We start from the raw sequence: 24516 nt of genomic DNA on the forward strand, positions 1-24516 counted from the left end.
GAGGTTCCGGCAGTTTGATTCGGGGCTGCTGCCGGCATGCTGCGCGTCCAGTGAAGCAAGGGGACGCGCCGACATTTTGAATTTTGCGCCTCCGGAGAAGGTTTACTTCGGGGATGCACGCCGGGGGTGCGGGCTTGGCTGATATCGGCAAGGACATAGAACGACCTCTCGGACAGGCGATCCGGCCGTCGCGCTCGGGCAGCGGGATCAGCGCCGGTGCGGTCGCGGCCGCGCTTGTCGCGCTGTCGGTGGTCGGCGTTTCCAGCGCGATCGCCTTGCGCGACAAGTCGTTCCGGGAGCTGCAGGAAGTAGCCGTTTCGACGCCGAAGACGCCGGCGGCGGATACCGCCGCGGCGCCCGCCAAGGCGACGCCCGAAACTATAGCGCCAAGCAACGCAAGCGGGGCCAACATAGGCGGGCCGAAGACGGGCGGTCCGCAGATCATCCATGTCCAGACCGAGGAGGGCGACGGTCCACCCGAGGCGGCCATCGTCATCCGCGACCCTTCGACGATCGGCCAGAACCTCAGGATCGCGCACATTCCCGACAAGGCACTGATCGAGGCCAGCGAGACCGGTCCGCTGCCAATCCGCGCCGCCGACGGCCGGCGCCCGTTCGATGTCTATGCGCGGCCGTGGTCCGGCGCGCGCGGGGCACGCGTGGCGCTCGTCATCGGCGGTCTTGCCGTGTCGCAGACCGGCACGCAGGCAGCCATCGCCAAACTGCCGGCGGAGGTGACGCTGGCCTTCGCGCCGCAAGGCAACAGCATCGGCCGCTGGATGCAGGTGGCGCGGCAGGGCGGCCATGAGGTCATCATGCAGGTGCCGCTCGAGCCGTTCGACTATCCGAACGTCAATCCTGGCCGCAACACGCTGACCGTGGCTGCGACGCCGGACGAGAATTTGAAGAATTTACGCTGGGCGCTGTCGCGAACGACCAACTACACCGGCGTCATGAACTATATGGGCGCCCGCTTTTCGGCCGACGCTACGGCAATGGGGCCATTGATGGCCGAGCTTGGCAAGCGTGGCCTCGCCTATGTCGATGACGGTTCCTCAGCGCGCAGCCTGGCACCCGAATTGGCGCTGAAGGACGGCGTGCCGTTCGTCGGCGGCGATACGGCGATCGACGCGGTGCAGGACCGCGGCGCCATATTGAAGAAACTGGATGGGCTGGAAGCGACGGCGCGGGCGAAAGGGTTTGCCGTCGGCATCGGCTCGGCCTTCGACCTGACGGTGGATACCGTGTCTTCCTGGGTGACCGAGGCCAAGAAGCGCGGCATCGAGATCGTGCCGATTTCGGCGGTGGCCGTAGATCCGGAAAAAGGCTGAGATGGCAAAGAACAAGCTCGTTGACCCCGAAATTCTACCCTACCGGCCCTGCGTAGGGGTGATGGTCCTCAATGGCGACGGCCTGGTCTGGCTCGGCCATCGCATTGCCGAGCCGGACAGCGAGTTCGCCGGAACGACGCAGCTCTGGCAGATGCCGCAGGGGGGCATCGACGATGGCGAGGAGCCGCTGCTCGCGGCCAAGCGCGAACTCTACGAAGAGACCGGCATGCGCTCGGTGTCGCTGCTGGCCGAGGCGCCGCACTGGATCAAATACGACCTGCCGGCCGATCTGGTCGGCGTCGCCTTCAAGGGACGATATCGCGGCCAGACGCAGAAATGGTTTGCCTTCCGCTTCCACGGCGAGGAAAGCGAGATCGCGATCAATCCGCCGCCGGGTGGCCACAAGGCCGAATTCGACCGGTGGGCGTGGCGACCGATGCTGGAATTGCCGGGCCTGATCGTGCCGTTCAAACGCAAGGTCTACGAAGACGTGGTGGCGGCGTTCCGGCACCTGGTGGCGTAGCCGCCAGCCTTCCGCTAAAACAGGTCGGCATGAACGACATCTCCAGCAGATCTCTTCCGCAGAGCGTCTCTCTACCGCAGGCTGGCGCCCCGAGCGAGCCGATCAGCGAAGCCGCGGCGGGGGCGATCCTGACCATCGATCTCGGCGCCGTGCGTGAGAATTACCGGCGGCTGAAGGCGCGGCTGGGTGGCGTCAGCTGTGCTGGAGTGGTCAAGGCCGACGGTTACGGGGTTGGCGCGGCGCCGGTAGCCGCGGCACTGATGGCTGAGGGCTGTAATACCTTCTTTGTTGCGCATTTGGCCGGCGGCATCTTGCTGCGCAAGGCGCTCGGCTCAGGCCCGGCCATTTATGTGCTGAACGGCATTCCGCCGGGTGCGGAAAGGGAAGCGGTTGCGGCAGGGCTTTGCAGCGTACTCAACAGCGCCAGCCAACTCGCGGCATGGCGCGAGATGGCCGGGCGGGTAGGCCGTAGGTTGCCGGCCGCCCTCCAGGTCGACAGCGGCATGTCGCGGCTCGGCATGACGCCGGCGGAGGTGAAAGCGGTGGCGCGGGATCCGCAGGCCTTCGACGGTATCGAACTGACGTTCGTGATGAGCCATCTCGCGTGCGCCGACGAACCCGAGCAACCGGCCAACGAGCGGCAGCGGCTGGAATTCGAACGGCTGCGCCAAATGCTGCCGGAAGCGCCGGCTTCCCTTGCCAATTCATCAGGCATTTTTCTCGGGCAGCGCTATCATTACGACCTCGTTCGTCCGGGTGCCGCTCTCTATGGCGTCAATCCGACGCCGGCGAAGGACAATCCGATGCTGCCGGTGGTGCGATTGCAGGCCAAGGTCATCCAGATGCGGGTGCTGGAGGCCGGCGCCGGTGTCGGCTACGGCCACACTTTCCATGCCAAGGCCCCGCTTGCCGCGGCGACGATTTCGCTCGGCTACGGCGATGGCTGGCATCGTCGCGCCGCTTCCGCTGCCTGGTTCGAAAATGTGCGGCTGCCCTTCGTCGGCCGGATTTCGATGGATACGATCATCCTTGACATTTCCGCACTGCCGCCTGGCAAGCTGAAGGCCGGCGACCTCGTTGAACTGATCGGGCCGTCGTCGCAGACGGTGGACCAGGTAGCCGGCCAGGCCGGCACTATCGGCTATGAGGTCTTGACCAGCCTCGGCCACCGTTTCCACCGGCGCTATGTGAATCGCTAGGACGCAAGCTTGTTGTCCTCACGCATGTCTTTTCCCTGAGCATCGGCACTTGGCTGACGCCACAGAATCCGGCAGACAGAAGGCGGCGATGATCCCGGTCTCGAATCCCGACGAGATGCCGCCGCGGAGAACCAAACGATGAAGATCTTCGTGCTGGGCGGCGGCGTGATCGGGGTCACGACCGCCTATTTTCTTGCCGAGGCCGGCCATCAGGTGACGGTGATCGATCGCCAGAAAGGCCCGGCGCTGGAAACCAGCTTTGCCAATGCCGGCGAGATCTCGCCCGGCTATGCCTCGCCCTGGGCCGGGCCCGGCGTTCCGCTGAAGGCCATCAAATGGCTTTTGATGAAGCACGGTCCACTGGTGGTGCGACCGGCCCTCGATCCGAATATGTGGATATGGCTGGTCAAGATGCTGCGCAATTGCACGGCTGAACGCTACGCGCTGAACAAGGCGCGCATGGTGCCGCTGGCCGAGTACAGCCGCGACACGCTGAAGGCGCTGCGCGAGGCGACCGGCATCGCCTATGACGAACGCGCCAAGGGCACGCTGCAGCTTTTCCGAACGCAAAAGCAGCTCGACGGCGTCGGCGGCGATGTCGAGGTGCTGAAGACCTATGGCGTCCCTTACGAGGTCCTCGATCCCGACGGGTGCATTGCGGCAGAACCCGCGCTGGCTGGCGTGCGCGAAAAATTCGTCGGTGGCCTGCGGTTGCCCGGCGACGAAACCGGCGACTGCAAGATGTTTACCGACAGGCTTGCCGAGCTTTGCGCGGCACGCGGCGTCACTTTCGAGTACGACACGGAGATACGGCGCGTCGTCAAGAAGCGCGATCGCATCACCAACATCTGCACCAGCAAGGGCTGGATGGTCGCTGATGCCTATGTGATGGCGATGGGCAGCTATTCGGCGCGGTTCATGCGCATGCTGAAGCGGCCCATCCCGGTCTACCCGGTCAAGGGCTATTCGATCACCCTGCCGATCAAGGACGCCGCCGCCGCACCGGTCTCGACCGTGATGGACGAGAGCTACAAAGTAGCGATCACCCGGCTCGGCGATCGTATCCGGGTCGGCGGCACGGCGGAGATTTCCGGCTTCGATCTGCGGCTGCACGAATCGCGGCGCCGCACGCTCGAACATTCGGTCGGCGACCTGTTTCCGGGCAGCGGCGACATGCGATCGGCGACCTTCTGGTGCGGGCTGCGGCCGATGACACCGGACGGGCCGCCGCTGATCGGCCGCACCGATTTCTCCAATCTCTATCTCAATACCGGCCATGGCACACTCGGTTGGACCATGGCCTGCGGCTCGGCTAAGGTTCTAGCCGACATCATCTCCAGCCGGGTGCCGGACATCGACGTCGGCGATCTCGGGCCGGGACAATACGCCAAGTAAGACCCCCCGCAGCTTAAGACAGCCGCCGGCCGATAGGCTTCACGCGAACAAACCCCTGTCCCGTTCGACGGCCTTGGTGATGAAGCTCGAGACGACCTGGACGCGGCGCAGCGGCCTGACCGATTCATGATAGACCAGCCAGTAGGCGCGGCGGATGGGCGCGACGATATCGAGGTGCACCAACTCCGGCATCGAGCGGGCAACGAAGGTGTGCAGTATGCCGATGCCGGCGCCGGAACGCACCGCTTCGGCTTGGCCGAGCGCGGAGGAAATGGCGAAGCTGGTGCGCCAGTCGGCGCTGAATTCGGCCGCGTAGTCGAGCGAGGGACTGACGATCAGGTCCGGCACGTAGCCGATCAGCGTATGCTGCCCTAGCTCGGCGGCGGTTCCGGGCAGGCCATGCGTGTCGGCGTAGGCACGCGACGCGAACAGGCCGAGCGTGTAGTCGACCAGCTTTCCCGCCACCAGGCGGCCTTCCGTCGGCCGCTCCACGGTGATGGCAATGTCGGCCTCGCGCCGTGACAAAGAGAAGGAGCGTGGTACCGGCACCAACTGGATGGTGAGTTCACGGTGCAGAGCGGTCAGCGCGCCGAGGCGCCTGGCCAGGAAGGCGACGCCAAAACCGTCCGGCGCGCCGATCCGCACGGTGCCCGAGACGTCGTCGCCTTCGCCTGAAACAGTCGAGCGCGCGGCGATCATGTCGCCCTCCATGCGTTCGGCGATCTCGAGGAAGCGCTCGCCCGCCGGCGTCAGCTCACTGCCCGTGGTAAGCCGGCGAAACAGTTTTGTCCTGAGCGCATCCTCGAGGGCGGCGATGCGGCGCGAGACGGTCGCGTGATTAAGTTCCAGCCGCCTGGCGGCGCCGAGGATCTGACCGGCCCGCGCCACGGCAAGGAAGATGCGGGCATCATCCCAGTTCATCGGGATGGTCCGGATGATGGCAGCGCTCGACGGCGAAGAAACTCAATTTCTCTATCCCATGGCGTACACCACACATCTCTATCATTTGCGCGATTTGATGCACAGACACCCACTGCTATCTATTTTCTGCACAACGGTTGCGTTTTCGCTCGCGTTGCCATTGCTCTCGCAAAGGCGGACAATGCCTCATCACGAACCAGGGAGAGAGACCATGATCGAATACGGTCATTTCATCGGCGGAAAGCGCGTCGCCGGAACCAGCGGCCGCAAGCAGGACGTCATGCAGCCGATGGACGGCACGGTGCGCGGCACGGTGGCGCTGGCTTCGCAGGCGGAATTGCGCGCGGCGGTCGAAAACGCCAAGGCGGCACAGCCCGGCTGGGCGGCGACCAACCCGCAGCGGCGCGTGCGCGTCCTGATGCGGTTCCTCGAGCTGATCGCCAAGGAGTATGACGCGCTGGCCGAGATATTGGCGCGCGAACACGGCAAGACCATCGCCGACGCCAAGGGCGACATCCAGCGCGGCCTCGAAGTGGTCGAGGTCTGCATCGGTGCGCCGCATATGATGAAGGGCGAGTTCACCGATGGCGCCGGCCCCGGCATCGACGTCTATTCGATGCGCCAGCCGCTCGGCGTCGTCGCCGGCATCACGCCGTTCAATTTTCCGGCGATGATCCCGCTGTGGAAGATCGCGCCGGCCATCGCCTGCGGCAATGCCTTCATCCTCAAGCCGTCCGAGCGCGACCCGGGCGTGCCGATGCGCATTGCCGAACTGTTCATCGAGGCCGGCCTGCCGGCGGGCATCCTCAATGTCGTCAATGGCGACAAGGAAGTGGTCGACGCCATCCTCGACGATCCCGACATCAAGGCCATCGGTTTCGTCGGCTCGACGCCGATCGCCCAGTACATCTACTCGCGCGGCTGCGCGGCCGGCAAGCGCGTGCAGTGCTTCGGCGGTGCCAAGAATCACATGATCATCATGCCGGATGCCGACATGGACCAGACCGTCGACGCGCTGATCGGCGCCGGCTACGGCTCGGCCGGCGAGCGCTGCATGGCGATCTCGGTGGCCGTTCCGGTCGGCAACGACACCGCCAACCGGCTGATGGAAAGACTGGTGCCGCGGGTCGAGAGCCTGAAGGTCGGTCCGTCGACCGATTCTTCCGCCGATTTCGGCCCGCTGGTCACGGCACAGGCGCTGGAGCGGGTCAAGTCCTATGTCGACACCGGCGTCAAGGAAGGCGCCAAGCTGGTCGTCGACGGACGCGGCTTTTCCATGCAGGGTTACGAGAACGGCTATTATATGGGCGGCTGCCTGTTCGACAATGTGACCGCCGACATGCGCATCTACAAGGAAGAAATCTTCGGGCCGGTGCTGTCGGTGGTGCGCGCACCGACCTACGAGAACGCGATCAAGCTCGCCAACGAGCACGAGATGGGCAATGGCGTCGCCATCTTCACCCGCGACGGCGACGCGGCGCGCGACTTCGCCTCGCGAGTCCAGGTCGGCATGGTCGGCATCAATGTGCCGATCCCGGTGCCGATCGCCTACTATACGTTTGGCGGCTGGAAGGCGTCCTCCTTCGGCGACCTCAACCAGCACGGGCCGGACGCGTTCCGCTTCTACACCAAGACCAAGACGGTGACGTCGCGCTGGCCGTCCGGCGTGAAGGATGGCGCCGAATTCGTCATTCCGACGATGAATTAGCCGGACGGTTTTCTGTCTGCGCGTCCTCGCCTTCGGCTTCGGGCGCGCGGGCCGGCGTGAAGGACGGCGCCGAGTTCGTCATTCCGACGATGAATTAGCCGGACGGTTTCTGTCTGCGCGTCCTCGCCTTCGGCTTCGGGCGCGCGGGCCGGCGTGAAGGACGGCGCCGAATTCCTCATTCCGACGATGAATTAGCCGGACGGTTTTCTGTCTGCGCGTCCTCGCCTTCGGCTTCGGGCGCGCCGGCCGGCGTGAAGGATGGCGCCGAGTTCATCATCCAGACGATGAACTGATCCAGATCGCGGAAAGCAAAAGAAGGCCTGGGCTCGACCCGGGCCTTTTTTGTCGCGGTCTTCATCGGCATGAACACTAATGTGATGGAACCAAGAAGGCAGCAATCTTCTTAGGTTGCAGTCCTGCCGCGAAGCAGACGCTGGCAGATTAACCAACGGCGCTGGTGGCGGCTCCGGGGGATATCGTCCGGCGCAAAGGAGGTGTCAGATGACACGTCTTATGGCGACTGTAGCTTGCGCTGCGATGGCCCTTTCCGCCGTCCCGGCAATGGCTGCCGAGCAATGTGCGGCACGCGCCGATATGGTCAAGGCGCTCGGCGAGAAGTTTCATGAAAACCCGAGCGCGGTCGGCGTCGTCAATCCGAATGTGGTGCTTGAAGTCTTCGTTTCCGACAAGGGCACATGGACCATCCTCGCCAGCGACACAAAAGGCCAAAGCTGCGTGATTTCAGTCGGCGAAGGCTGGGAGAGCGCGATGACGACAGCGGCGCTGCCAGGCACCTGATGAGGTTCCACGCTCGCGCGTAGCAGCGGCCTCGGCATGGGCGCGCAGCCTAGTGGCCCATTCTTTCGGCGACAACCGTAAAACGGATCTGCAGGCGCCCGCTTGGGCGCCTGCTTGCGCTTTTCCATTGCCGATACCATATATCGAGAACATAATGGGAACATCTAGAATCGTTCCCACCGATGGCAGACCGGAACACAGAAAGGAACGACGCGATGATGATGACGTCGGAACCGGCCTGGATCGCTCCGGCAAAGTGAGGCTGTCAAACCCCTCCTTTGCCGGAACGTGATGGCAAAGGAGGTGCCTATGGCACACAAATCGCTGTTGGGATGGGTGAAAACCCTGGTTCTTGCGGGCGCATTGGCGGTGGGTACGAACACCGCAAGCGCGCAATATCAATACTGCGTTGAACATGGCGAGCTCGTCGCCCATTTGAGCGAGAAGTTCCAGGAAAGGCAGTTTGCTTTGGGGCTGATCGGTCATGAGGCGGTCATGGAAGTCTTTGTCGCCGAGACCGGAACCTGGAGTATCGTCGTCACCGATGTCGCCGGCAGAAGCTGCATCGTCGCGGCCGGCGACAATTGGGAAAACGTGATGGCCCTGCCCGGCCAGGGCGCATGACGAAATGACAGGCTCAGCGTGTGGCAGCTGCCTCGGCATGGCCGCGCAATAGTGCCATCAGGCGCTTGGCGTCCTTGGCCGCGGCCTCCTCGTCGCCTGCTAGGATCGAGCGGATCAGCGCGACATGATGCTCGGCGGATTCGGCCAAGCCGGTATCGGCCTTGTAGCGGAACCAGAAACGGCGGCTGTGGGTTTGCAAGGGCGCCGCCAGGCGCGCGGCGAACGGGTTGTCGGCAGCCAGCGCCAGCGCCTCGTCAAGCGCCTTGTCGGCCTGGATGAAGTAAAACACATTTTCCGAAATCACCGCCTTTTGCATGGCAAGGGCAGCGTCATGGAACAGGTCGGCGGCCTCGCGGGTGACGAAGCGAGCGGCCGAGCGGGCAAGCACCACCTCGACGCCACGGCGGGCGTCGAGGACACGCAGCCAGTCGCCGGGGTGCAGCGGGGCAATGGCAATGCCGGCGCGCGGCCGGACCTCGAGCAGCCCCTCCCAAGCCAGCCGCTGGATCGCTTCGCGAACCGGGGTGCGGCCGAGGCCGAGCCTGTCGATCAGCGCCCCCTCGGTGATGAAGCTCGCCGGCGCCAGCTCGAGAGTTACGATCATGTGCTCGAGCCTGCGGTAGGCCTTCGCAGTTGCCGGCTCGGAGCCCGGGCTGTCATATACCAATGCGGTTTCTCCTGATATATTGTTGATATATCATATCAGATTCAACGTTGACAGTCGGCTTCTTAAGAAATATACGACTGATATATCAGATGGAGCGATCGATATGTGGGCCGGAGTCTTCCCCGCCGTTACGACCAAATTCACCGAGGACGACGGCCTCGACCATGCCGAGATGGAGCGCTGCTTTGCGCTGCAGATGGAGGCCGGCTGTGACGGCATCATCGTCTGCGGGTCGCTCGGCGAAGGCCCGATGCTGTCGCATGACGAGAAGATCGCGGTGCTGAAGACCGCCCAGAAGATCGCCGGCAAAAAACCGGTGCTGTTGACGGTCAACGAGGCCGGTACACGCGAGGCGGCGGCGATCGCACGCCGCGCCGCCAAGGAAGGCGCCAACGGTTTGATGGTGGTGCCGAGCCCGATCTACCATACCAATGCCGAGGAGACGGTCGCGGCACTCAGCGCCGTCGCCGCGGCCGGCGACCTGCCGGTGATGATCTACTCCAACCGGCTTGCCTATCGCGTCGACGTCACCGTCGACCAGATGGAGGAGTTGGCCAAGGACCAGCGCTTCGTCGCCATAAAAGAGTCCTCGGACGACATCCGCCGCTCGACCGAGATCATCAACCGCCTCGGCGACCGCTACGACCTGTTCACCGGCGTCGACAATCTCGCCTTTGAGGCGCTGTCGGTCGGCGCCATCGGCTGGGTGGCGGGCTTGGTCACCGCGTTCCCGCGCGAGACCGTCGCCATCTATCAGTTGATGAGACAGGGCCGCCGCGAGGAGGCGTTGAAGATCTACCGCTGGTTCCGGCCGCTGCTCGACCTCGACGTCTCGACCTATCTGGTGCAGAACATCAAGCTCGCCGAAGTTTTGGCGATCAACACCAACGACCGCGTGCGCATGCCGCGCCAGCCATTGTCGGGCGAGCGGCGCAAGGCAGTCGAAAAGGTCGTCAGGGATGCGCTGGCCAAGCGGCCGCAACTGCCGGCATTCTGATCCAGTGCCTTCGAGGGTATTTACAGATGTGCAGCGCGGCGCATGGCAATGAATGATAATGCTACGCTCGATGTCGCCATCATTGGTGGCGGCATTATCGGCATTTGCGCTGCCGCATTTCTGGCCGAGGCGGGGCGAAACGTCACGATCTTCGATCGGACGGGGATCTGCGAGGAGACCAGTTCCGGCAATGCCGCCGCCTTTGCCTTCTCCGACGTGCTGCCGCTCGCCCACAAGGGCATGATCAGGCAACTGCCGAAATGGCTCGCCGACCCGCTCGGCCCGCTCAGCATCCCACCCGCCTATCTGCTGAAGCTGCTGCCCTGGCTGGTCCGCTTCTGGCGCGCCGGCCGAAGCGACCGCTATGAAGCCGGCCTTGCCGCACAGGCCGGGATGATGAAGCTCGCCGAGGCGGAATGGATGGGTTTGCTCGACCGTTCCGGCACACGGCCGATGCTGCACGAGGACGGCTCGCTCGAACTCTACGAAAGCGAAGCCGAGTTCAAGGCCTCACTGCCCGGCTGGGCGGCAAGGCACCGCTTCGGCATCGGCTTCAGCCATGTCGAGGGGAGCGCTCTCGCCGCCTTGCAGCCCGGTCTGTCGCCGCGCTTCGTCAAGGGAACGTTCGTGCCGGGGTGGAAAACCGTCGCCGACCCCAAGCGGCTTGGAAAGGCGTTATGGGCCTATGCCGAGAGGTTGGGCGCCGGGTTCGAAAGGGCCCGGATCGAGCGTGTCGAGGCGGGACAGGACGGCGCGATCCTGACCATGGCCGACGGCACGAGGCGACGGGCGAAGCATCTCGTCATCGCTGCCGGAGCCTGGTCGCATCTGTTGGCGAGACATCTCGGCGACGGAATCCCGCTGGAGACCGAGCGTGGCTACAACACGACGCTGCCGAAGACTGCCTTCGACGTAAGGCGGCAATTGATCTTTTCCGGGCATGGCTTCGTCATCACGCCGCTCGAGACGGGCCTGCGCGTCGGTGGTGCGGTCGAACTTGGCGGGCTTGAAAGGCCGCCCAATTATGCGCGCTCGAAAGCGCTGCTCGAAAAGGCGCAGAAATTCCTGCCGGGACTGGATCCGGCCAATGGGCGCGAATGGATGGGGTTCCGGCCGTCGCTGCCGGATTCGCTGCCGGTGATCGGGCAGTCGCAAAAAACGCCGTCGGTGGTGTACGGTTTCGGCCATGGTCACCTCGGCCTGACCCAGGCCGCGGCGACCGGACGCTTGATCCGCGAGCTCGTTCTCGGGCAGAGTCCATCGCTCGATCTCGGTCCGTTCAGCCCGCAACGATTTTGAGATCGAAGACATTCAGTTGGGAGCCGGCATGGCCAAGCATTCCTTCTTCTGCATAGACGGCCACACCTGCGGCAATCCGGTGCGGCTGGTCGCCGGCGGCGGACCGCTGCTCAACGGCTCGACGATGATGGAGCGGCGAGCGCATTTCCTGGCCGAATACGACTGGATCCGCACCGGCCTGATGTTCGAGCCGCGCGGCCATGACGTGATGTCCGGCTCGATCCTCTATCCGCCGACGCGCGAGGATTGCGACATCGCCATCCTGTTCATCGAAACCTCGGGCTGCCTGCCGATGTGCGGCCACGGCACCATCGGCACGGTGACCTTTGCCGTCGAAAATGGATTGATCAAGCCGAAGAGGCCGGGCGTGCTCAGGCTGGATACGCCGGCGGGCGTGGTCGTCGCCGAGTACAGCCAAGTCGGCGATTATGTCGAGGAGGTGCGCATCACCAATGTGCCGTCCTTCCTCTATGCCGAGGGACTGACGGTCGAATGCCCCGGGCTCGGCGAGGTCAGCGTCGATGTCGCCTACGGCGGCAATTTCTACGCCATCGTCGAACCGCAAAAGAACTATTGCGACATGGCCGACCATTCGGCCGGCGAGCTGATCGCCTGGAGCCCGGTGGTGCGGCAGCGGCTCAACGAGAAATATTCCTTCGTCCACCCGGAGAATCCCGGCATTGACAAGCTGTCGCACATATTGTGGACCGGGGCGCCGACCAACCCGCAAGCCGATGCCCGCAACGCCGTCTTCTACGGCGACAAGGCAATCGACCGCTCGCCCTGCGGCACCGGCACCTCGGCGCGGATGGCGCAGCTTCACGCCAAGGGCAAGCTTGGGGTCGGCAACGACTTCGTCCATGAATCGATCATCGGGTCGCTGTTCAAGGGCAGGGTGGAGAAAGAGGTCACCGTCGCCGGCAAGCCGGCAATCATTCCGTCGATCGGCGGGTGGGCGCGGATGACTGGATTGAACACGATCTTCATCGACGACCGCGACCCGTTTGCACACGGCTTCGTCGTCAAATAGAGAAAACGCTTACGCGAGGGAAGGAAGAGAGCGCAAACGGATTGCCTTCGACGGCGCAACGATCTCGCTCATCAACTTATTTTGACGGCGATTTCTTCGACATGGGGCGCATGCTGCGATTGAATCGTCAAAGACATTGCGTTAGGCCAATGGTAGGGTCCGCGATGGTCCAGGGGGCGGACGGGAACAAAACGGGCAATCGGACGACGTGCGGCGAAAACACGCGTAATGATCGAAAAATCACGTTGCAATCCGGGCTCGAAACTTTACGACTAGGGAAAATACGAAAAGGAATGCGTCTGCATGGGCGACATTCCAGGGGAGCCACGACAGCATGCAGTATTTTGTCCAGCAGCTTATCAACGGGCTGACGCTGGGATCGATCTATGGGCTGATAGCGATCGGCTATACGATGGTCTACGGCATCATCGGCATGATCAATTTCGCCCATGGCGACATTTTCATGATCGGCGCTTTCACCGCGCTCATCGTTTTCCTTATCCTCGGTGCGTTGTTCTATTCGCTGCCGATCGTCGTTGCGCTGCTGATCATGATGATCGTCGCGATGCTGCTGACCAGCCTGTATAATTGGACGATCGAGAAGGTGGCCTACCGGCCTTTGCGTGGTTCATTCCGGCTGGCGCCGCTGATCACTGCGATCGGCATGTCGATTGCGCTGTCCAATTTCGTCCAGGTGACGCAAGGGCCGCGCAACAAGCCGGTCCCGCCAATGGTGTCCACGGTCTACAACATCGAAGGCATCAGCGTCTCGCTGAAGCAGATCATCATCGTCCTGGTCACCATAGTCCTGCTCGCGGTGTTCTGGTACCTGGTCAACAAGACCTCGCTCGGCCGGGCGCAGCGCGCCTGCGAGCAGGATCGCAAGATGGCGGCACTGCTCGGCGTCGACGTCGATCGCACCATCTCGATCACCTTCATCATGGGCGCCGCCCTCGCCGCCGTCGCCGGCACGTTGTTCCTGATGTATTACGGCGTGGTGGTGTTTTCCGACGGTTTTACGCCCGGTGTGAAGGCGTTTACTGCCGCGGTGCTCGGCGGCATCGGCTCACTGCCCGGCGCCGTGCTCGGCGGCCTGATGATTGGCTTCATCGAAAGCATGTGGTCGGCTTACTTCTCGATCGACTACAAGGACGTCGCCGCCTTCTCCATCCTGGCGATCGTGCTGATCTTCCTGCCTTCCGGCATTCTCGGCCGGCCAGAAGTCGAAAAGGTCTGAGATCATGGCGGTTACCGTGTCTCCGGAAAGCACCGTCGTCGCCACCCCGGTCCAGCGCGCTTTTCGCGAAGCGCTCTATGCCGGCGCCATCTCGCTTGGCCTGTTCGTGCTCTTCATCGGCCTGAAGACCGACCAGAACATCTCCAACGAACTGATCCTGGTGCAGCGCTGGGGCTTGCTCGCCGGCGTCGTGATCGCCACCATGGCCGGACGCTTCCTTTATGTCGCCTATGGCCAGCCCTTCCTGGCGAACCAGAAGATCGTCGACGTCGCTACCGGCCTGCTGCCGGTCAGCCTGGCTTCGCGATTCTTCCGCCTTCCCGCGTTCATCGTGGCGCTCGCCGTCGCCGTTATTCTGCTCGCGCTCAGCGGCTTCCTGACCGAGGCTTTAGGGCCGGAACTTTCCGATTTTGTGCGGTTCCTGCGGGCACTTGCAATCATCTATGCGCTAGCCTGGCTGATATATCGGTTCCGGGCCTTCATTCATTCTCATTTCTCGGCATTGGGCATAACCGCACTGGCGCTCTACCCGATTATCGTGGTGTTGGTGCTGGCGCTATATGCCGGGTCCATGGCGGCCGGTTTCCAGGGTTCGCTGAAGTATGTCGACAATTTCGGCATCCAGATCCTGATCTACGTGATGCTGGCCTGGGGGTTGAATATTGTTATTGGCTTGGCCGGCCTGCTGGACCTAGGCTATGTCGCCTTCTACGCCGTCGGTGCCTATGCCTATGCGCTGCTCGGCACGCATTACGGCCTTTCCTTCTGGATCCTGCTGCCCGCCGCCGGCCTGATGGCTGCATTCTGGGGCGTGATGCTGGGCTTCCCTGTGTTGCGCCTGCGCGGTGACTATCTGGCGATCGTGACGCTCGCTTTCGGCGAGATCATAAGGCTGGTGATCATCAACTGGCGCGAAGTGACCAACGGCTCGGCCGGGATTTCCGGCATCCCGAAGGTCTCGTTCTTCGGCCTGATGTCGTTCAACGTCTCCGACCCGAACTACATCTCCAAGGTGCTCGGCATCGCGCAGTCCGGTGCCTACTACAAGATCTTCCTCTACTACCTGATCCTTGGACTCTGCCTGCTGACCGCCTTCGTCACGGTGAGGCTCAGGCGCCTGCCGGTCGGCCGCGCCTGGGAAGCGCTGCGCGAGGACGAGATCGCCTGCCGCTCGCTCGGCATCAACACCACCACCACCAAGCTCACGGCCTTTGCCACGGGTGCGATGTTCGGCGGCTTCGCCGGCTCGTTCTTCGCGGCGCGGCAAGGCTTCGTCAGCCCGGAATCCTTCGTCTTCCTGGAATCGGCGATCATCCTTGCCATCGTCGTGCTTGGTGGCATGGGCTCGCTGGTCGGCATTGCCGTCGCCGCCATGGTGATGATCGGCGGCACCGAAATCCTGCGCGAACTGGATTTCCTCAAGACCGGCCTGAGTTGGGGCAACATCAAGGTCATACCCGGGTTCGGCCCCGACTTCACGCCGGAGCTTTATCGCATGCTGTTGTTCGGCATGGCCATGGTCATCGTCATGCTGTGGAAGCCGCGTGGCTTCGTCGGCAGCCGCGAGCCGACAGCCTTCCTCAAGGTGCGCAGGGCGGTGTCCGGGTCCTTCACCAAGGAGGGACACGGCTGATGAACGCGAGCCCCTCCGTGAACGATGCCATCCTGCAGGTCGAGCATCTGTCGATGAAGTTCGGCGGTCTCATCGCCATCGGCGATTTGTCATTCCAGGCCAAACGTGGCGAGATCACCGCGCTGATCGGCCCCAACGGCGCCGGCAAGACCACCGTGTTCAATTGCATCACCGGTTTCTACAAGCCGTCGGAAGGCATGATCACGCTCAACCGGCGCGACGGCTCGACCTTCCTGCTCGAACGCCTGCCGAACCATGAGATCCCGGCGCGGGCCAAAGTGGCGCGCACCTTCCAGAACATCCGCCTGTTCTCGGGCATGACGCTGCTGGAGAACCTGCTGGTGGCCCAGCACAACAAACTGATGAAGGCGTCCGGCTATACCGTTCTCGGCCTGTTCGGTTATAGCGGATACAGACAGGCTTCGGCGGAATCGGTTGAACTCGCCGAGCACTGGCTGGAGAAGGCCGATCTCGTCGACCGCGCCGACGATCCTGCCGGCGATCTGCCATATGGCGCGCAGCGACGGCTCGAAATTGCTCGCGCCATGTGCACCGGCCCTGAGCTTCTGTGCCTAGACGAGCCGGCCGCCGGCCTTAATCCGAAGGAATCGGCGGCGCTCAATGCGCTGCTGATGGACATCAAGGACAACACCGGCACCTCGATCCTTTTGATCGAGCACGACATGGCGGTGGTCATGCAGATTTCAGACCATGTCGTCGTCCTCGAATACGGGCGCAAGATCTCCGACGGCAACCCGCAATCGGTACGAACCGACCCGCGCGTCATTGCCGCCTATCTCGGCGTCGAAGACGAGGACGTCGAGACGGTACTGACCGAAGTCGGCGACGAGGACGTCATCGAGCAACTGGATACGGGTCCGGATGCCGCGCATGGACCGGGCACATCGTCTTCCTATCTCGCCGGACCGGTGGCCGATACCGTCGGCCATAGCGAGGGCGAACGCGTCACAGTGTCAAAGGGCGCTTCGAAGGCCGGGCAGATCGATGCAAGGTCGAGCGCTGCTGCTGCAAAGTCCGGATCGCCGGCCAAAACCAAATCGGCCGCGAAATCTTCCACGGCAAAGCCGGGCAAGGCTCCGGCGAAGTCGAAAACTCCCGGCACCTCTAATCGGCGTGGGGGGCGGAAATAATGGCCGGCACAACGCTGCTCGATATCAAGGGCGTCCAGACCTACTACGGCAACATCAGGGCGCTGAACGGCGTCGACGTCACCGTCAAACAGGGCGAGATCGTGGCGCTGATCGGCGCCAACGGCGCCGGCAAATCGACACTGATGATGACCATCTTCGGTGCTCCGCGCGCTCGTGCCGGCACCATCACCTTCGCCGGCACCGATATCACCCAGATGCCAACCCACGAGATCGCGCGCATGCGTATCGCGCAGTCGCCGGAGGGCCGGCGCATCTTTCCGCGCATGACGGTGATGGAAAACCTGCAGATGGGCGCCAGCCTCGACGGTCTCAAGCATTACGACGAGGACGTCGAAAGGGTCTTCACGCTGTTCCCGCGGCTCAAGGAACGCGTCGGCCAACGTGGCGGCACGCTTTCGGGCGGCGAGCAGCAGATGCTGTCGATCGGCCGCGCGCTGATGGCAAGGCCGAAGCTGCTCTTGCTGGATGAGCCGTCGCTAGGCCTGGCGCCGCTGATCGTCAAGCAGATATTCGACGCCATTCGCGAGCTGAACCGCACGCAGGGACTGACCGTGTTCCTGGTCGAGCAGAACGCCTTCGGCGCACTGAAGCTCGCCACGCGCGGCTATGTCATGGTCAACGGCAATGTGACGATGAGCGGCACCGGCAAGGAACTGCTCGCCAATCCGGAAGTGCGCGCCGCCTATCTCGAGGGCGGCCATCACTGAGTTTCAGGAGTCTTCATCATGCAGGGCATTCTTTATGAGGAACCCTCGATTTGGCAGTTCTTTTTCGTCACCTGCCTGCTCGGCGGCTGGGCGGCCTGGATGACGGGCAAGGCGTGTGCCCAGACATGGCGCAGCTTCGCCCAGCTATTCGCCTATATGCTGGGGCTCGGCATCGGCGTAAGATTCATCCATCATGCGCTGTTCGGCGGAACGATGTTTTCGCTGCATTACTATGTGGTCGATACCATCGTGCTGATGATATTGGGCTTCATTGGCTACCAATACACGCGCACGAACCAGATGGTAACGCAGTATAATTGGCTTTACGAAAGAGCCTCTCTTTTGAGCTGGAAACCGAAAGGTTGACATTTATCATTAACGGCGTTTCAGGGATGAATCGGCGTGACAAGTGCCTGAAAATCGGCAAAGTACTCTTTCTGCGAGCAAGAGTGGGCATCGCATGAAAGCAACATCCACGCCCACTCGGTAAATGGGAGCGTTTCAATGAAAAAGTCACTTTTGTCCGCCGTCGCACTGACCGCGCTTGTCGCGTTCAGCGGCAACGCGTGGGCTGACATCCTGATCGGCGTTGCCGGTCCGATCACCGGTCCGAACGCAGCGTTCGGTGCCCAGCTTCAGAAGGGTGCCGAACAGGCGGTCGCCGATATCAATGCGGCGGGCGGCGTTCTTGGCCAGCAGCTCAAGCTTGAAGTCGGCGACGACGTCTCCGATCCCAAGCAAGGCATCTCGGTCGCCAACAAGTTCGTCGCCGACGGCGTCAAGTACGTCGATGGCCACTTCAACTCCGGCGTCTCCATCCCGGCATCGGAAGTCTACGCCGAGAACGGCATCCTCGAGATCACGCCGGCCGCGACCAATCCGAAGTTCACCGAACGTGGCATGTGGAACACCTTCCGCACCTGCGGACGCGACGATCAGCAGGGCAAGGTCGCTGGCGACTATCTCGCCGCGAACTTCAAGGATGCCAAGATCGCTGTCATCCATGACAAGACGCCTTATGGCCAGGGCCTCGCCGACGAAACCAAGAAGGCGCTCGCAGCCAACGGCGTGACTGAGGCCATGTATGAAGGCATCAATGTCGGCGACAAGGATTTCTCGGCCCTCATCGCCAAGATGAAGGATGCGGGCGTCTCGGTCGTCTACTATGGTGGCCTGCACACCGAAGCCGGCCTGATCATACGCCAGCTCGCCGACCAGGGCCTCAAGGCAACCTTCATGTCCGGCGACGGCATCGTCTCGAACGAATTGGCCTCGATCGCCGGCGACGCCGTCGAGGGCACGCTGATGACGTTCGCTCCGGATCCGCGCAAGAATCCGAACGCCAAGGAACTCGTCGAGAAGTTCCGTGCGGCCGGCTTCGAGCCTGAGGCTTATACGCTCTACTCCTACGCAGCGATGGAAATCATCGCGGCCGCCATCACCAAGACCGGCTCAGCCGATGACGCTCAGAAGGTAGCCGAGACCATCAAGTCGGCCGGCCCCTGGAAGACTGCGATCGGCGAGATCGGCTACGACGCAAAGGGCGATATCACCCGTCCGGACTACGTCATGTACACCTGGAAGAAGGGTGACGACGGCAAGTACACCTATGTCGAGAACGAACCCGGCAAATAACCGGACGTTGCTACATGAGAATGCCCGGCGCCTCGCGCCGGGCATTTTTTATGAGAGTTCCCGAAAGCCTGGATCGGAACTGCCCAGGCGTTGTCCGGATCGACACGCAATGCGTCAACGCGATAGATCAAACTAAATCGGTTTAATGCTCTTTTCGATTTTGTTTGCACTGCAGCATTTTCGCGCTAATCATGTCCGGCAGTTCCCTTCCCGGCGTCCGGAGCCCTGTCCTTGGCAATCTCGAAGATCCTTGTCGCCAACCGCTCCGAAATAGCCATCCGCGTCTTCCGCGCGGCCAATGAGCTCGGCCTTAAAACCGTGGCGATCTGGGCAGAGGAGGACAAATACTCCCTGCATCGCTTCAAGGCCGACGAAAGTTACCAGGTCGGGCGCGGGCCGCATCTGGCCAGGGATATGGGGCCGATCGAAAGCTATCTGTCGATCGAGGAGGTTATCCGCGTCGCCAGGCTTTCGGGCGCCGACGCCATCCATCCGGGTTACGGGCTGCTCTCGGAGAGCCCGGAATTCGCCGAGGCCTGCGCCAAGGCCGGCATCATCTTCATCGGGCCAAAGCCCGACACGATGCGCAGGCTGGGCAACAAGGTCGCCGCGCGCAATCTCGCGATCGAAGTCGGCGTGCCGGTAATTCCCGCTACCGATCCCTTGCCGGACGACATGGCGGCGGTAAGGGAACTCGCCAGGACGATCGGCTACCCGGTGATGCTCAAGGCATCCTGGGGCGGCGGCGGCCGCGGCATGCGCGCCATCCGCTCCGAGGCCGATCTCGCCCGCGAGGTCATGGAGGGCAAGCGTGAGGCGAAGGCGGCTTTCGGCAAGGACGAGGTCTATCTCGAGAAGCTGATCGAGCGCGCCCGCCATGTCGAGGTGCAGGTGCTGGGCGACCGCCAAGGCAACGCCGTGCACCTGTTCGAGCGCGATTGTTCGATCCAGCGCCGCAACCAGAAGGTCGTCGAGCGGGCGCCGGCGCCGTATCTCGAAATGTCACAACGCGAAGAGCTTTGCGGCTACGCGCTGAGAATTGCGCGCCAAACCGGCTATATCGGCGCCGGCACGGTCGAGTTCCTGCAGGATGCCGACACCGGAAAATTCTATTTCATCGAGGTCAATCCGCGCATCCAGGTCGAGCACACCGTCACCGAACAGGTGACCGGCATCGACATCGTCAAGGCGCAGATCCATATTCTCGACGGCTTTGCCATCGGCACGGCGGAATCGGGCGTGCCGGCGCAAAAGGACATCAGGCTCAACGGTCACGCCCTGCAGTGCCGCATCACCACGGAAGATCCCGAACATAATTTCATCCCCGATTATGGCCGCATCACCGCCTATCGCGGTGCCACCGGCTTCGGCATCCGCCTTGATGGGGGCACCGCCTATTCGGGCGCGGTGATCACCCGCTTCTACGATCCGCTGCTGGAAAAGGTAACGGCGTGGGCACCGACGCCGGCCGAGACCATCGCCCGCATGAACCGGGCCCTGCGCGAATTCCGCATCCGCGGCGTGGCGACCAATCTCACCTTCCTCGAGGCGATCATCAATCACCCGAGCTTCGCCGACAATTCCTACACCACCAAGTTCATCGACACGACGCCGGAACTGTTCGCCAGCGTGAAACGGCAGGACCGCGCGACCAAGCTGCTCAACTATCTTGCCGATGTTTCGGTCAATGGCCATCCCGAGACGCGCGGCCGGCCGCAGCCAAAGGCCGATGCGGCGCCGCCGGTGGTGCCATATCTCAACGGCAATGTGCCTCAAGGCAGCAAGCAGAAGTTCGACGTGCTCGGGCCGGAGAAATTCGCTGCGTGGATGCGCGAGCAAAAAGAGGTGCTGGTCACCGACACGACAATGCGCGACGGGCACCAATCCTTGCTCGCGACGCGTGTGCGCACCTATGACATCGCCGGAATTGCCGGCACCTATGCGCGTGCTCTGCCGCAGCTTTTGTCGCTCGAATGCTGGGGCGGCGCCACATTCGACGTCGCCATGCGCTTTCTCACCGAGGACCCATGGGAGCGGCTGAGCAAAGTGCGCGAGGCGGCACCCAACCTTCTTCTGCAGATGCTTCTGCGCGGCGCCAATGGCGTTGGCTATACCAACTATCCCGACAACGTCGTCCAGCATTTCGTCCGCCAGGCCGCTGCCGGCGGCATCGACCTGTTTCGCGTCTTCGACTGCCTGAACTGGGTCGAGAACATGCGCGTCGCCATGGATGCGGTCGGCGCCGAGGGCAAGCTGATCGAAGCGGCGATCTGTTATACCGGCGACATACTCGATCCGGCGCGGGCCAAATACGATCTGAAATACTATGTCGGCCTGGCCAGGGAATTGCACGCGGCGGGCGCCCATATCATCGCCGTCAAGGATATGGCCGGGCTTTTGAAACCGGCGGCGGCCCGCGTGCTGTTCAAGGCGCTGCGCGAGGCGACGGACCTGCCGATCCACTTCCACACCCACGATACATCCGGCCTGTCGGCGGCAACCGTGCTGGCGGCGGTGGAGAGCGGCGTCGACGCCATCGACGCGGCGATGGATTCGCTATCGGGCAACACCTCGCAGCCATGCCTGGGTTCGATCGTCGAGGCGCTGAAAGGCACCGAGCGCGACCCGGGTCTCGACCCGCAATGGATCAGGCACATCTCGTTCTACTGGGAGGCGGTGCGCAACCAATATGCAGCCTTCGAAAGCGACCTGAAGGGGCCGGCATCGGAGGTCTATCTGCACGAAATGCCGGGCGGTCAGTTCACCAACCTCAAGGAACAGGCGCGCTCGCTCGGGCTGGAGACACGCTGGCATGAAGTGGCGCAGACCTATCACGACGTCAATCTGATGTTCGGCGACATCGTCAAGGTGACGCCGTCGTCCAAGGTCGTCGGCGACATGGCGCTGATGATGGTCAGCCAGGACCTGACCGTCGCCGATGTCGAGAATCCGGCGCGGGACATCGCCTTCCCGGATTCGGTGGTGTCGATGTTGCGCGGCGATCTCGGCCAGTCACCGGGCGGCTGGCCAAAGTCATTGCAGAAGAAGGTGCTGAAGAGCGAAAAGCCGATCACGGTGCGGCCAGGTTCGCTGCTCAAACCGGCGGACCTCAAGGCCAGTCGCACGGAGGTCGAGGAAAAACTCGAGCGCAAGCTCAGTGAGTTCGAGTTCGCGTCGTGGCTGATGTATCCGAAGGTGTTTTCCGATTTTGCCGCCGCGCAGGAGACCTACGGGCCGGTCAGCGTGCTGCCAACGCCGACCTATTTCTACGGCATGAAGCCGGAAGACGAGATTTTCGTCGATATCGAAAAAGGCAAAACGCTGGTGGTGCGCTGCCTTGCCATGGGCGATGTCGACGAAAAGGGCATGGTCACCGTGTTCTTCGAACTCAACGGGCAGCCGCGCCGGGTGAAGGTGCCGGACCGGGCGCATGGCGCCTCCGCTGCCAAGGTACGGCGCAAGGCGGAGCCGGGCAATGAGGCGCATGTCGGCGCGCCGATGCCGGGCGTCGTCTCGGCGCTTGCGGTCGCTGCCGGCCAGGCGGTAAAGGCCGGTGACGTGCTGCTGTCGATCGAAGCGATGAAAATGGAAACGGCGTTGCATGCCGAACGCGACGGCACCATAGCCGAGGTGCTGGTCAAGGCCGGCGACCAGATCGATGCAAAGGATCTGCTGATCGCATTCGGGTAAGGTGTGTTGAGTTTCAGGTGATGCCGGCCTGTAAACGCCGGCTTCCTGCGCTTCCGGTGCTCACGCACTCAGGTACGCTCCGCTCCGGTTCTCGGCAGCCATCGTTTTCGGCTCGGCCTGACCTGAATCTCAACACACCTTAAGGCGTGCCCAACCCCTTCATGCCGCATCGATAGCACCTTGACCCGCCGCGCCCGGTCGGGCATCGAACCGCTGCAATTCGCCGCTCGGGTTACCCCGAGTCGCGGCGAGAAACGACGCGGAGAGAAGAATATGGCCGACGACATCACCGAGACCAGCCAGACTGTTGCCGCCGGCCAGCTGCGCGCCTTCATCGAACGCATCGAGCGGCTCGAGGAAGAGAAGAAGACGATTGCCGACGACATCAAGGAAGTGTTTGCAGAGGCCAAGGGCACCGGCTTCGACACCAAGGCGATGCGGTCGATCATCCGGCTGCGCAAGAAGGACCAGGCCGAGCGGCAGGAAGAGGAATCCATTCTCGACCTCTACAAGGCCGCGCTTGGAATGGTGTAGAGACTGTCTGGAAATTCTACTCCGGCGGCAATCCGATGGTGTTTTCGGCGCTTCCGATGTTCACGGACCTAAAAGTCCGCTGCGCTCCGGTTCTCGAAACCACCACCATACGACTCGCCAGAGCGAATTTCGAAACAGTCTCGGCAACAGTCTCGGCCTGATGCTGGAGCGAGCATCGAACGATGAGCGAATTCGATTTTGGCGCCCGCCGCGCCTCTGAATTCCGCCAACGCAGCTTCTGGACGCTGTTCGCGGAACGGCATCCGGATGAAAGGGCTCTGCTGGCGAGGCGCGGACCGTGGTTCTGGCAGCGTGGGCTGCCCGACTTCGCATTGGTCATTTCCATGTATGTCGCGCCTGCGCACAATCATGTCGGCGTCTTCTTCGGCCGCAACGAGAAGCTCGGTGCCACGCAAGCCTGGTCGCGGTTGAAGCCGTTTCAGCCGGCCATCGAAGACAGGCTGAAGCTCAGGCCAGAACAAAGTTGCGACGGCCTCGGCATCAATTCGATGTGGCGGGTGAATTGTTTTGCCGAAGACAATTGGCCGGCGATGACCGACTGGCTGGTGACGGAAGCCTCACGTTTCGAGCGCGCGATTGCCGAAGTTCTGGGTCAGGAATAAAGCAGGATTTCCAGACGCAATCCTTAGAACCGCTCTGGTGAGCAGAGCGAGGGAGCCGGTCGATCGATGACGATCATGTCGCGCGTTGCCGCCTTCTTCCGCTCACGCTGGCTGGGCGGCGTGCCGCTCGATCGGCTGTTCTGGCGCGACATGGTCGTTGTCGGCACAGCGATCAACGTCGCGTTGTCGGTGGCGGCGCTCATTCTGCTAGGGCTGAAGCTGCCGCTTGCGCTAGTCCTGGCGGTGCATTTCGCGCCGGTGCCCTATAATATCTTCCTGACCTTTGCCGTTTGGCGAACTGCCGGAAAATCGAGTGGTGCCAAGGCCTCGCTGATGACGCTTGGCGCCACGTTGTGGCTGATCCTGGTGGTTGTGGCCTGACGGTCAGGCGGCCGGCTCGAATTTGAGCGCCACGCCGTTGATGCAATAGCGCAGGCCGGTCGGCGGCGGGCCGTCGTCGAAGACATGGCCGAGATGGCTGCCGCAGCGGGCGCAATGGCACTCGGTACGGACCATGCCGTAGCTGCGGTCGACGGTGGTCTCGACCGAGCCCGGCACGGGATCATTGAAGCTCGGCCAGCCGGTGCCGCTCTCGAATTTCAGCTTGGATTCAAACAAGGGCTGGTCGCAGCCGACGCAGGAGAAGGTGCCGGCGCGCTTCTCGTGCAGCAGGGCGCAGCTTCCCGGCCGCTCGGTGCCGTGGTTGCGCATCACCGCATATTGCTCGGGCGTCAGCCGGGCGCGCCATTCGGCATCGGTGCGGGTAACGGGGTAGGTGTGGCTGTCCATTTTT

23 protein-coding genes and 1 pseudogene are annotated in these 24516 nt (G+C 62.8%); 20 read left to right on the top strand and 4 right to left on the bottom strand.

Annotated elements, in window-relative coordinates; genetic code table 11:
* Positions 1-134: 134 nt before the first annotated feature.
* From NKH83_RS00760 to NKH83_RS00775, 4 genes are all read left to right on the top strand, one after another.
* Entirely contained in the window at positions 135-1331 is a 1197-nt protein-coding gene (locus tag NKH83_RS00760; protein ID WP_352801620.1) for a divergent polysaccharide deacetylase family protein, read from the top strand.
* A 1-nt stretch (position 1332) separates the two neighbouring features.
* Positions 1333-1854, top strand: coding sequence for an RNA pyrophosphohydrolase (locus NKH83_RS00765; RefSeq protein ID WP_352801622.1), 522 nt, complete (start codon positions 1333-1335; stop codon positions 1852-1854).
* A gap of 29 nt (positions 1855-1883) precedes the next feature.
* Positions 1884-3053 (top strand): alanine racemase, encoded by a 1170-nt coding sequence (alr, locus tag NKH83_RS00770; RefSeq protein WP_352801624.1) that lies wholly within the window; start codon positions 1884-1886, stop codon positions 3051-3053.
* Positions 3054-3191: 138 nt separating this feature from the next.
* Positions 3192-4448, top strand: coding sequence for a D-amino acid dehydrogenase (locus NKH83_RS00775; protein ID WP_502895507.1), 1257 nt, complete (start codon positions 3192-3194; stop codon positions 4446-4448).
* Positions 4449-4487: 39 nt separating this feature from the next.
* On the opposite strand, the gene NKH83_RS00780 is transcribed toward NKH83_RS00775, so the two are convergent.
* Entirely contained in the window at positions 4488-5369 is an 882-nt protein-coding gene (locus NKH83_RS00780) for a LysR family transcriptional regulator (protein ID WP_352801626.1), read from the bottom strand.
* A gap of 211 nt (positions 5370-5580) precedes the next feature.
* Here NKH83_RS00780 and NKH83_RS00785 point away from each other — a divergent pair, with 211 nt between their 5' ends.
* A complete protein-coding gene (locus NKH83_RS00785; RefSeq protein WP_254816412.1) occupies positions 5581-7077 on the top strand; it encodes a CoA-acylating methylmalonate-semialdehyde dehydrogenase in 1497 nt (498 codons plus the stop codon).
* A 175-nt stretch (positions 7078-7252) separates the two neighbouring features.
* Here NKH83_RS00785 and NKH83_RS00790 read toward each other — a convergent pair whose 3' ends face one another.
* Positions 7253-7441, bottom strand: a complete 189-nt coding sequence (locus tag NKH83_RS00790; RefSeq protein ID WP_352801628.1) for a hypothetical protein — start codon at positions 7439-7441, stop codon at positions 7253-7255.
* A gap of 137 nt (positions 7442-7578) precedes the next feature.
* Between NKH83_RS00790 and NKH83_RS00795 the strand changes: the two genes are divergently transcribed.
* Both NKH83_RS00795 and NKH83_RS00800 read left to right on the top strand, forming a co-directional pair.
* The gene (locus NKH83_RS00795; RefSeq protein WP_352801630.1) at positions 7579-7875 is read left to right on the top strand and encodes a hypothetical protein; all 297 of its coding nucleotides are present in this window, start codon (positions 7579-7581) and stop codon (positions 7873-7875) included.
* Between the two features lie 291 nt (positions 7876-8166).
* Positions 8167-8499, top strand: a complete 333-nt coding sequence (locus NKH83_RS00800) for a hypothetical protein (protein ID WP_352801632.1) — start codon at positions 8167-8169, stop codon at positions 8497-8499.
* A gap of 13 nt (positions 8500-8512) precedes the next feature.
* On the opposite strand, the gene NKH83_RS00805 is transcribed toward NKH83_RS00800, so the two are convergent.
* A complete protein-coding gene (locus NKH83_RS00805) occupies positions 8513-9103 on the bottom strand; it encodes a GntR family transcriptional regulator (RefSeq protein WP_502895519.1) in 591 nt (196 codons plus the stop codon).
* Between the two features lie 166 nt (positions 9104-9269).
* Here NKH83_RS00805 and NKH83_RS00810 point away from each other — a divergent pair, with 166 nt between their 5' ends.
* The 13 genes and pseudogenes from NKH83_RS00810 (at position 9270) to NKH83_RS00870 (ending at position 24104) form a co-directional block, all read left to right on the top strand.
* Positions 9270-10163 (top strand): dihydrodipicolinate synthase family protein, encoded by an 894-nt coding sequence (locus NKH83_RS00810; RefSeq protein ID WP_352801634.1) that lies wholly within the window; start codon positions 9270-9272, stop codon positions 10161-10163.
* A gap of 48 nt (positions 10164-10211) precedes the next feature.
* Complete coding sequence (locus NKH83_RS00815; protein ID WP_352801636.1) at positions 10212-11462, top strand: NAD(P)/FAD-dependent oxidoreductase; 1251 nt, start codon at positions 10212-10214, stop codon at positions 11460-11462.
* A gap of 28 nt (positions 11463-11490) precedes the next feature.
* On the top strand, positions 11491-12492 hold the full coding sequence (locus NKH83_RS00820) for a 4-hydroxyproline epimerase (protein ID WP_352801638.1): 1002 nt from the start codon (positions 11491-11493) through the stop codon (positions 12490-12492).
* Positions 12493-12826: 334 nt separating this feature from the next.
* The gene (locus NKH83_RS00825; protein WP_254816418.1) at positions 12827-13729 is read left to right on the top strand and encodes a branched-chain amino acid ABC transporter permease; all 903 of its coding nucleotides are present in this window, start codon (positions 12827-12829) and stop codon (positions 13727-13729) included.
* 4 nt (positions 13730-13733) lie between these two features.
* Complete coding sequence (gene livM / locus NKH83_RS00830) at positions 13734-15362, top strand: high-affinity branched-chain amino acid ABC transporter permease LivM (RefSeq protein ID WP_254816419.1); 1629 nt, start codon at positions 13734-13736, stop codon at positions 15360-15362.
* Positions 15362-16504, top strand: a pseudogene (locus NKH83_RS00835) (ABC transporter ATP-binding protein); the annotation flags it as partial. The gene livM and the pseudogene NKH83_RS00835, both read left to right, overlap by 1 nt.
* An 8-nt stretch (positions 16505-16512) precedes the next feature.
* Positions 16513-17241 carry an ABC transporter ATP-binding protein gene (locus NKH83_RS00840; protein WP_254816420.1) on the top strand — a complete coding sequence of 243 codons (729 nt, stop codon included), beginning with the start codon at positions 16513-16515 and terminating at the stop codon, positions 17239-17241.
* A gap of 18 nt (positions 17242-17259) precedes the next feature.
* Entirely contained in the window at positions 17260-17607 is a 348-nt protein-coding gene (locus tag NKH83_RS00845; RefSeq protein WP_254816421.1) for a DUF6867 family protein, read from the top strand.
* A 138-nt stretch (positions 17608-17745) separates the two neighbouring features.
* Positions 17746-18876: a branched-chain amino acid ABC transporter substrate-binding protein gene (locus tag NKH83_RS00850; RefSeq protein WP_254816422.1), complete on the top strand. Its 1131-nt coding sequence runs from the start codon at positions 17746-17748 to the stop codon at positions 18874-18876.
* 231 nt (positions 18877-19107) lie between these two features.
* Positions 19108-22566 (top strand): pyruvate carboxylase, encoded by a 3459-nt coding sequence (gene pyc / locus NKH83_RS00855; RefSeq protein ID WP_352801641.1) that lies wholly within the window; start codon positions 19108-19110, stop codon positions 22564-22566.
* A 273-nt stretch (positions 22567-22839) separates the two neighbouring features.
* Complete coding sequence (locus NKH83_RS00860) at positions 22840-23100, top strand: DUF2312 domain-containing protein (RefSeq protein ID WP_023719653.1); 261 nt, start codon at positions 22840-22842, stop codon at positions 23098-23100.
* Positions 23101-23282: 182 nt separating this feature from the next.
* Positions 23283-23723, top strand: a complete 441-nt coding sequence (locus tag NKH83_RS00865; protein WP_254816424.1) for a DUF4268 domain-containing protein — start codon at positions 23283-23285, stop codon at positions 23721-23723.
* A 66-nt stretch (positions 23724-23789) separates the two neighbouring features.
* The gene (locus NKH83_RS00870) at positions 23790-24104 is read left to right on the top strand and encodes a hypothetical protein (protein ID WP_254816425.1); all 315 of its coding nucleotides are present in this window, start codon (positions 23790-23792) and stop codon (positions 24102-24104) included.
* A gap of 3 nt (positions 24105-24107) precedes the next feature.
* Here the strand turns inward: NKH83_RS00870 and msrB are convergent, their stop codons facing one another.
* Positions 24108-24512 (bottom strand): peptide-methionine (R)-S-oxide reductase MsrB, encoded by a 405-nt coding sequence (gene msrB, locus NKH83_RS00875; protein WP_352489224.1) that lies wholly within the window; start codon positions 24510-24512, stop codon positions 24108-24110.
* Positions 24513-24516: the final 4 nt, after the last annotated feature.

It is taken from the genome of Mesorhizobium sp. M0909, assembly GCF_040319515.1.
Lineage (GTDB): Bacteria > Pseudomonadota > Alphaproteobacteria > Rhizobiales > Rhizobiaceae > Mesorhizobium.

Coding starts and splice junctions, on each gene's coding strand:
- NKH83_RS00815 (WP_352801636.1), top strand. CDS start 10,212: ATGAATGATAATGCTACGCTCGATGTCGCCATCATTGGTGGCGGCATT.
- NKH83_RS00800 (WP_352801632.1), top strand. CDS start 8,167: ATGGCAAAGGAGGTGCCTATGGCACACAAATCGCTGTTGGGATGGGTG.
- NKH83_RS00865 (WP_254816424.1), top strand. CDS start 23,283: ATGAGCGAATTCGATTTTGGCGCCCGCCGCGCCTCTGAATTCCGCCAA.
- NKH83_RS00860 (WP_023719653.1), top strand. CDS start 22,840: ATGGCCGACGACATCACCGAGACCAGCCAGACTGTTGCCGCCGGCCAG.
- msrB (WP_352489224.1), bottom strand. CDS start 24,512: ATGGACAGCCACACCTACCCCGTTACCCGCACCGATGCCGAATGGCGC.
- NKH83_RS00765 (WP_352801622.1), top strand. CDS start 1,333: ATGGCAAAGAACAAGCTCGTTGACCCCGAAATTCTACCCTACCGGCCC.
- NKH83_RS00795 (WP_352801630.1), top strand. CDS start 7,579: ATGACACGTCTTATGGCGACTGTAGCTTGCGCTGCGATGGCCCTTTCC.
- NKH83_RS00850 (WP_254816422.1), top strand. CDS start 17,746: ATGAAAAAGTCACTTTTGTCCGCCGTCGCACTGACCGCGCTTGTCGCG.
- livM (WP_254816419.1), top strand. CDS start 13,734: ATGGCGGTTACCGTGTCTCCGGAAAGCACCGTCGTCGCCACCCCGGTC.
- NKH83_RS00780 (WP_352801626.1), bottom strand. CDS start 5,369: ATGAACTGGGATGATGCCCGCATCTTCCTTGCCGTGGCGCGGGCCGGT.
- alr (WP_352801624.1), top strand. CDS start 1,884: ATGAACGACATCTCCAGCAGATCTCTTCCGCAGAGCGTCTCTCTACCG.
- NKH83_RS00845 (WP_254816421.1), top strand. CDS start 17,260: ATGCAGGGCATTCTTTATGAGGAACCCTCGATTTGGCAGTTCTTTTTC.
- NKH83_RS00820 (WP_352801638.1), top strand. CDS start 11,491: ATGGCCAAGCATTCCTTCTTCTGCATAGACGGCCACACCTGCGGCAAT.
- NKH83_RS00870 (WP_254816425.1), top strand. CDS start 23,790: ATGACGATCATGTCGCGCGTTGCCGCCTTCTTCCGCTCACGCTGGCTG.
- NKH83_RS00805 (WP_502895519.1), bottom strand. CDS start 9,103: ATGATCGTAACTCTCGAGCTGGCGCCGGCGAGCTTCATCACCGAGGGG.
- NKH83_RS00785 (WP_254816412.1), top strand. CDS start 5,581: ATGATCGAATACGGTCATTTCATCGGCGGAAAGCGCGTCGCCGGAACC.
- NKH83_RS00825 (WP_254816418.1), top strand. CDS start 12,827: ATGCAGTATTTTGTCCAGCAGCTTATCAACGGGCTGACGCTGGGATCG.
- NKH83_RS00790 (WP_352801628.1), bottom strand. CDS start 7,441: ATGCCGATGAAGACCGCGACAAAAAAGGCCCGGGTCGAGCCCAGGCCT.
- NKH83_RS00810 (WP_352801634.1), top strand. CDS start 9,270: ATGTGGGCCGGAGTCTTCCCCGCCGTTACGACCAAATTCACCGAGGAC.
- NKH83_RS00775 (WP_502895507.1), top strand. CDS start 3,192: ATGAAGATCTTCGTGCTGGGCGGCGGCGTGATCGGGGTCACGACCGCC.
- NKH83_RS00840 (WP_254816420.1), top strand. CDS start 16,513: ATGGCCGGCACAACGCTGCTCGATATCAAGGGCGTCCAGACCTACTAC.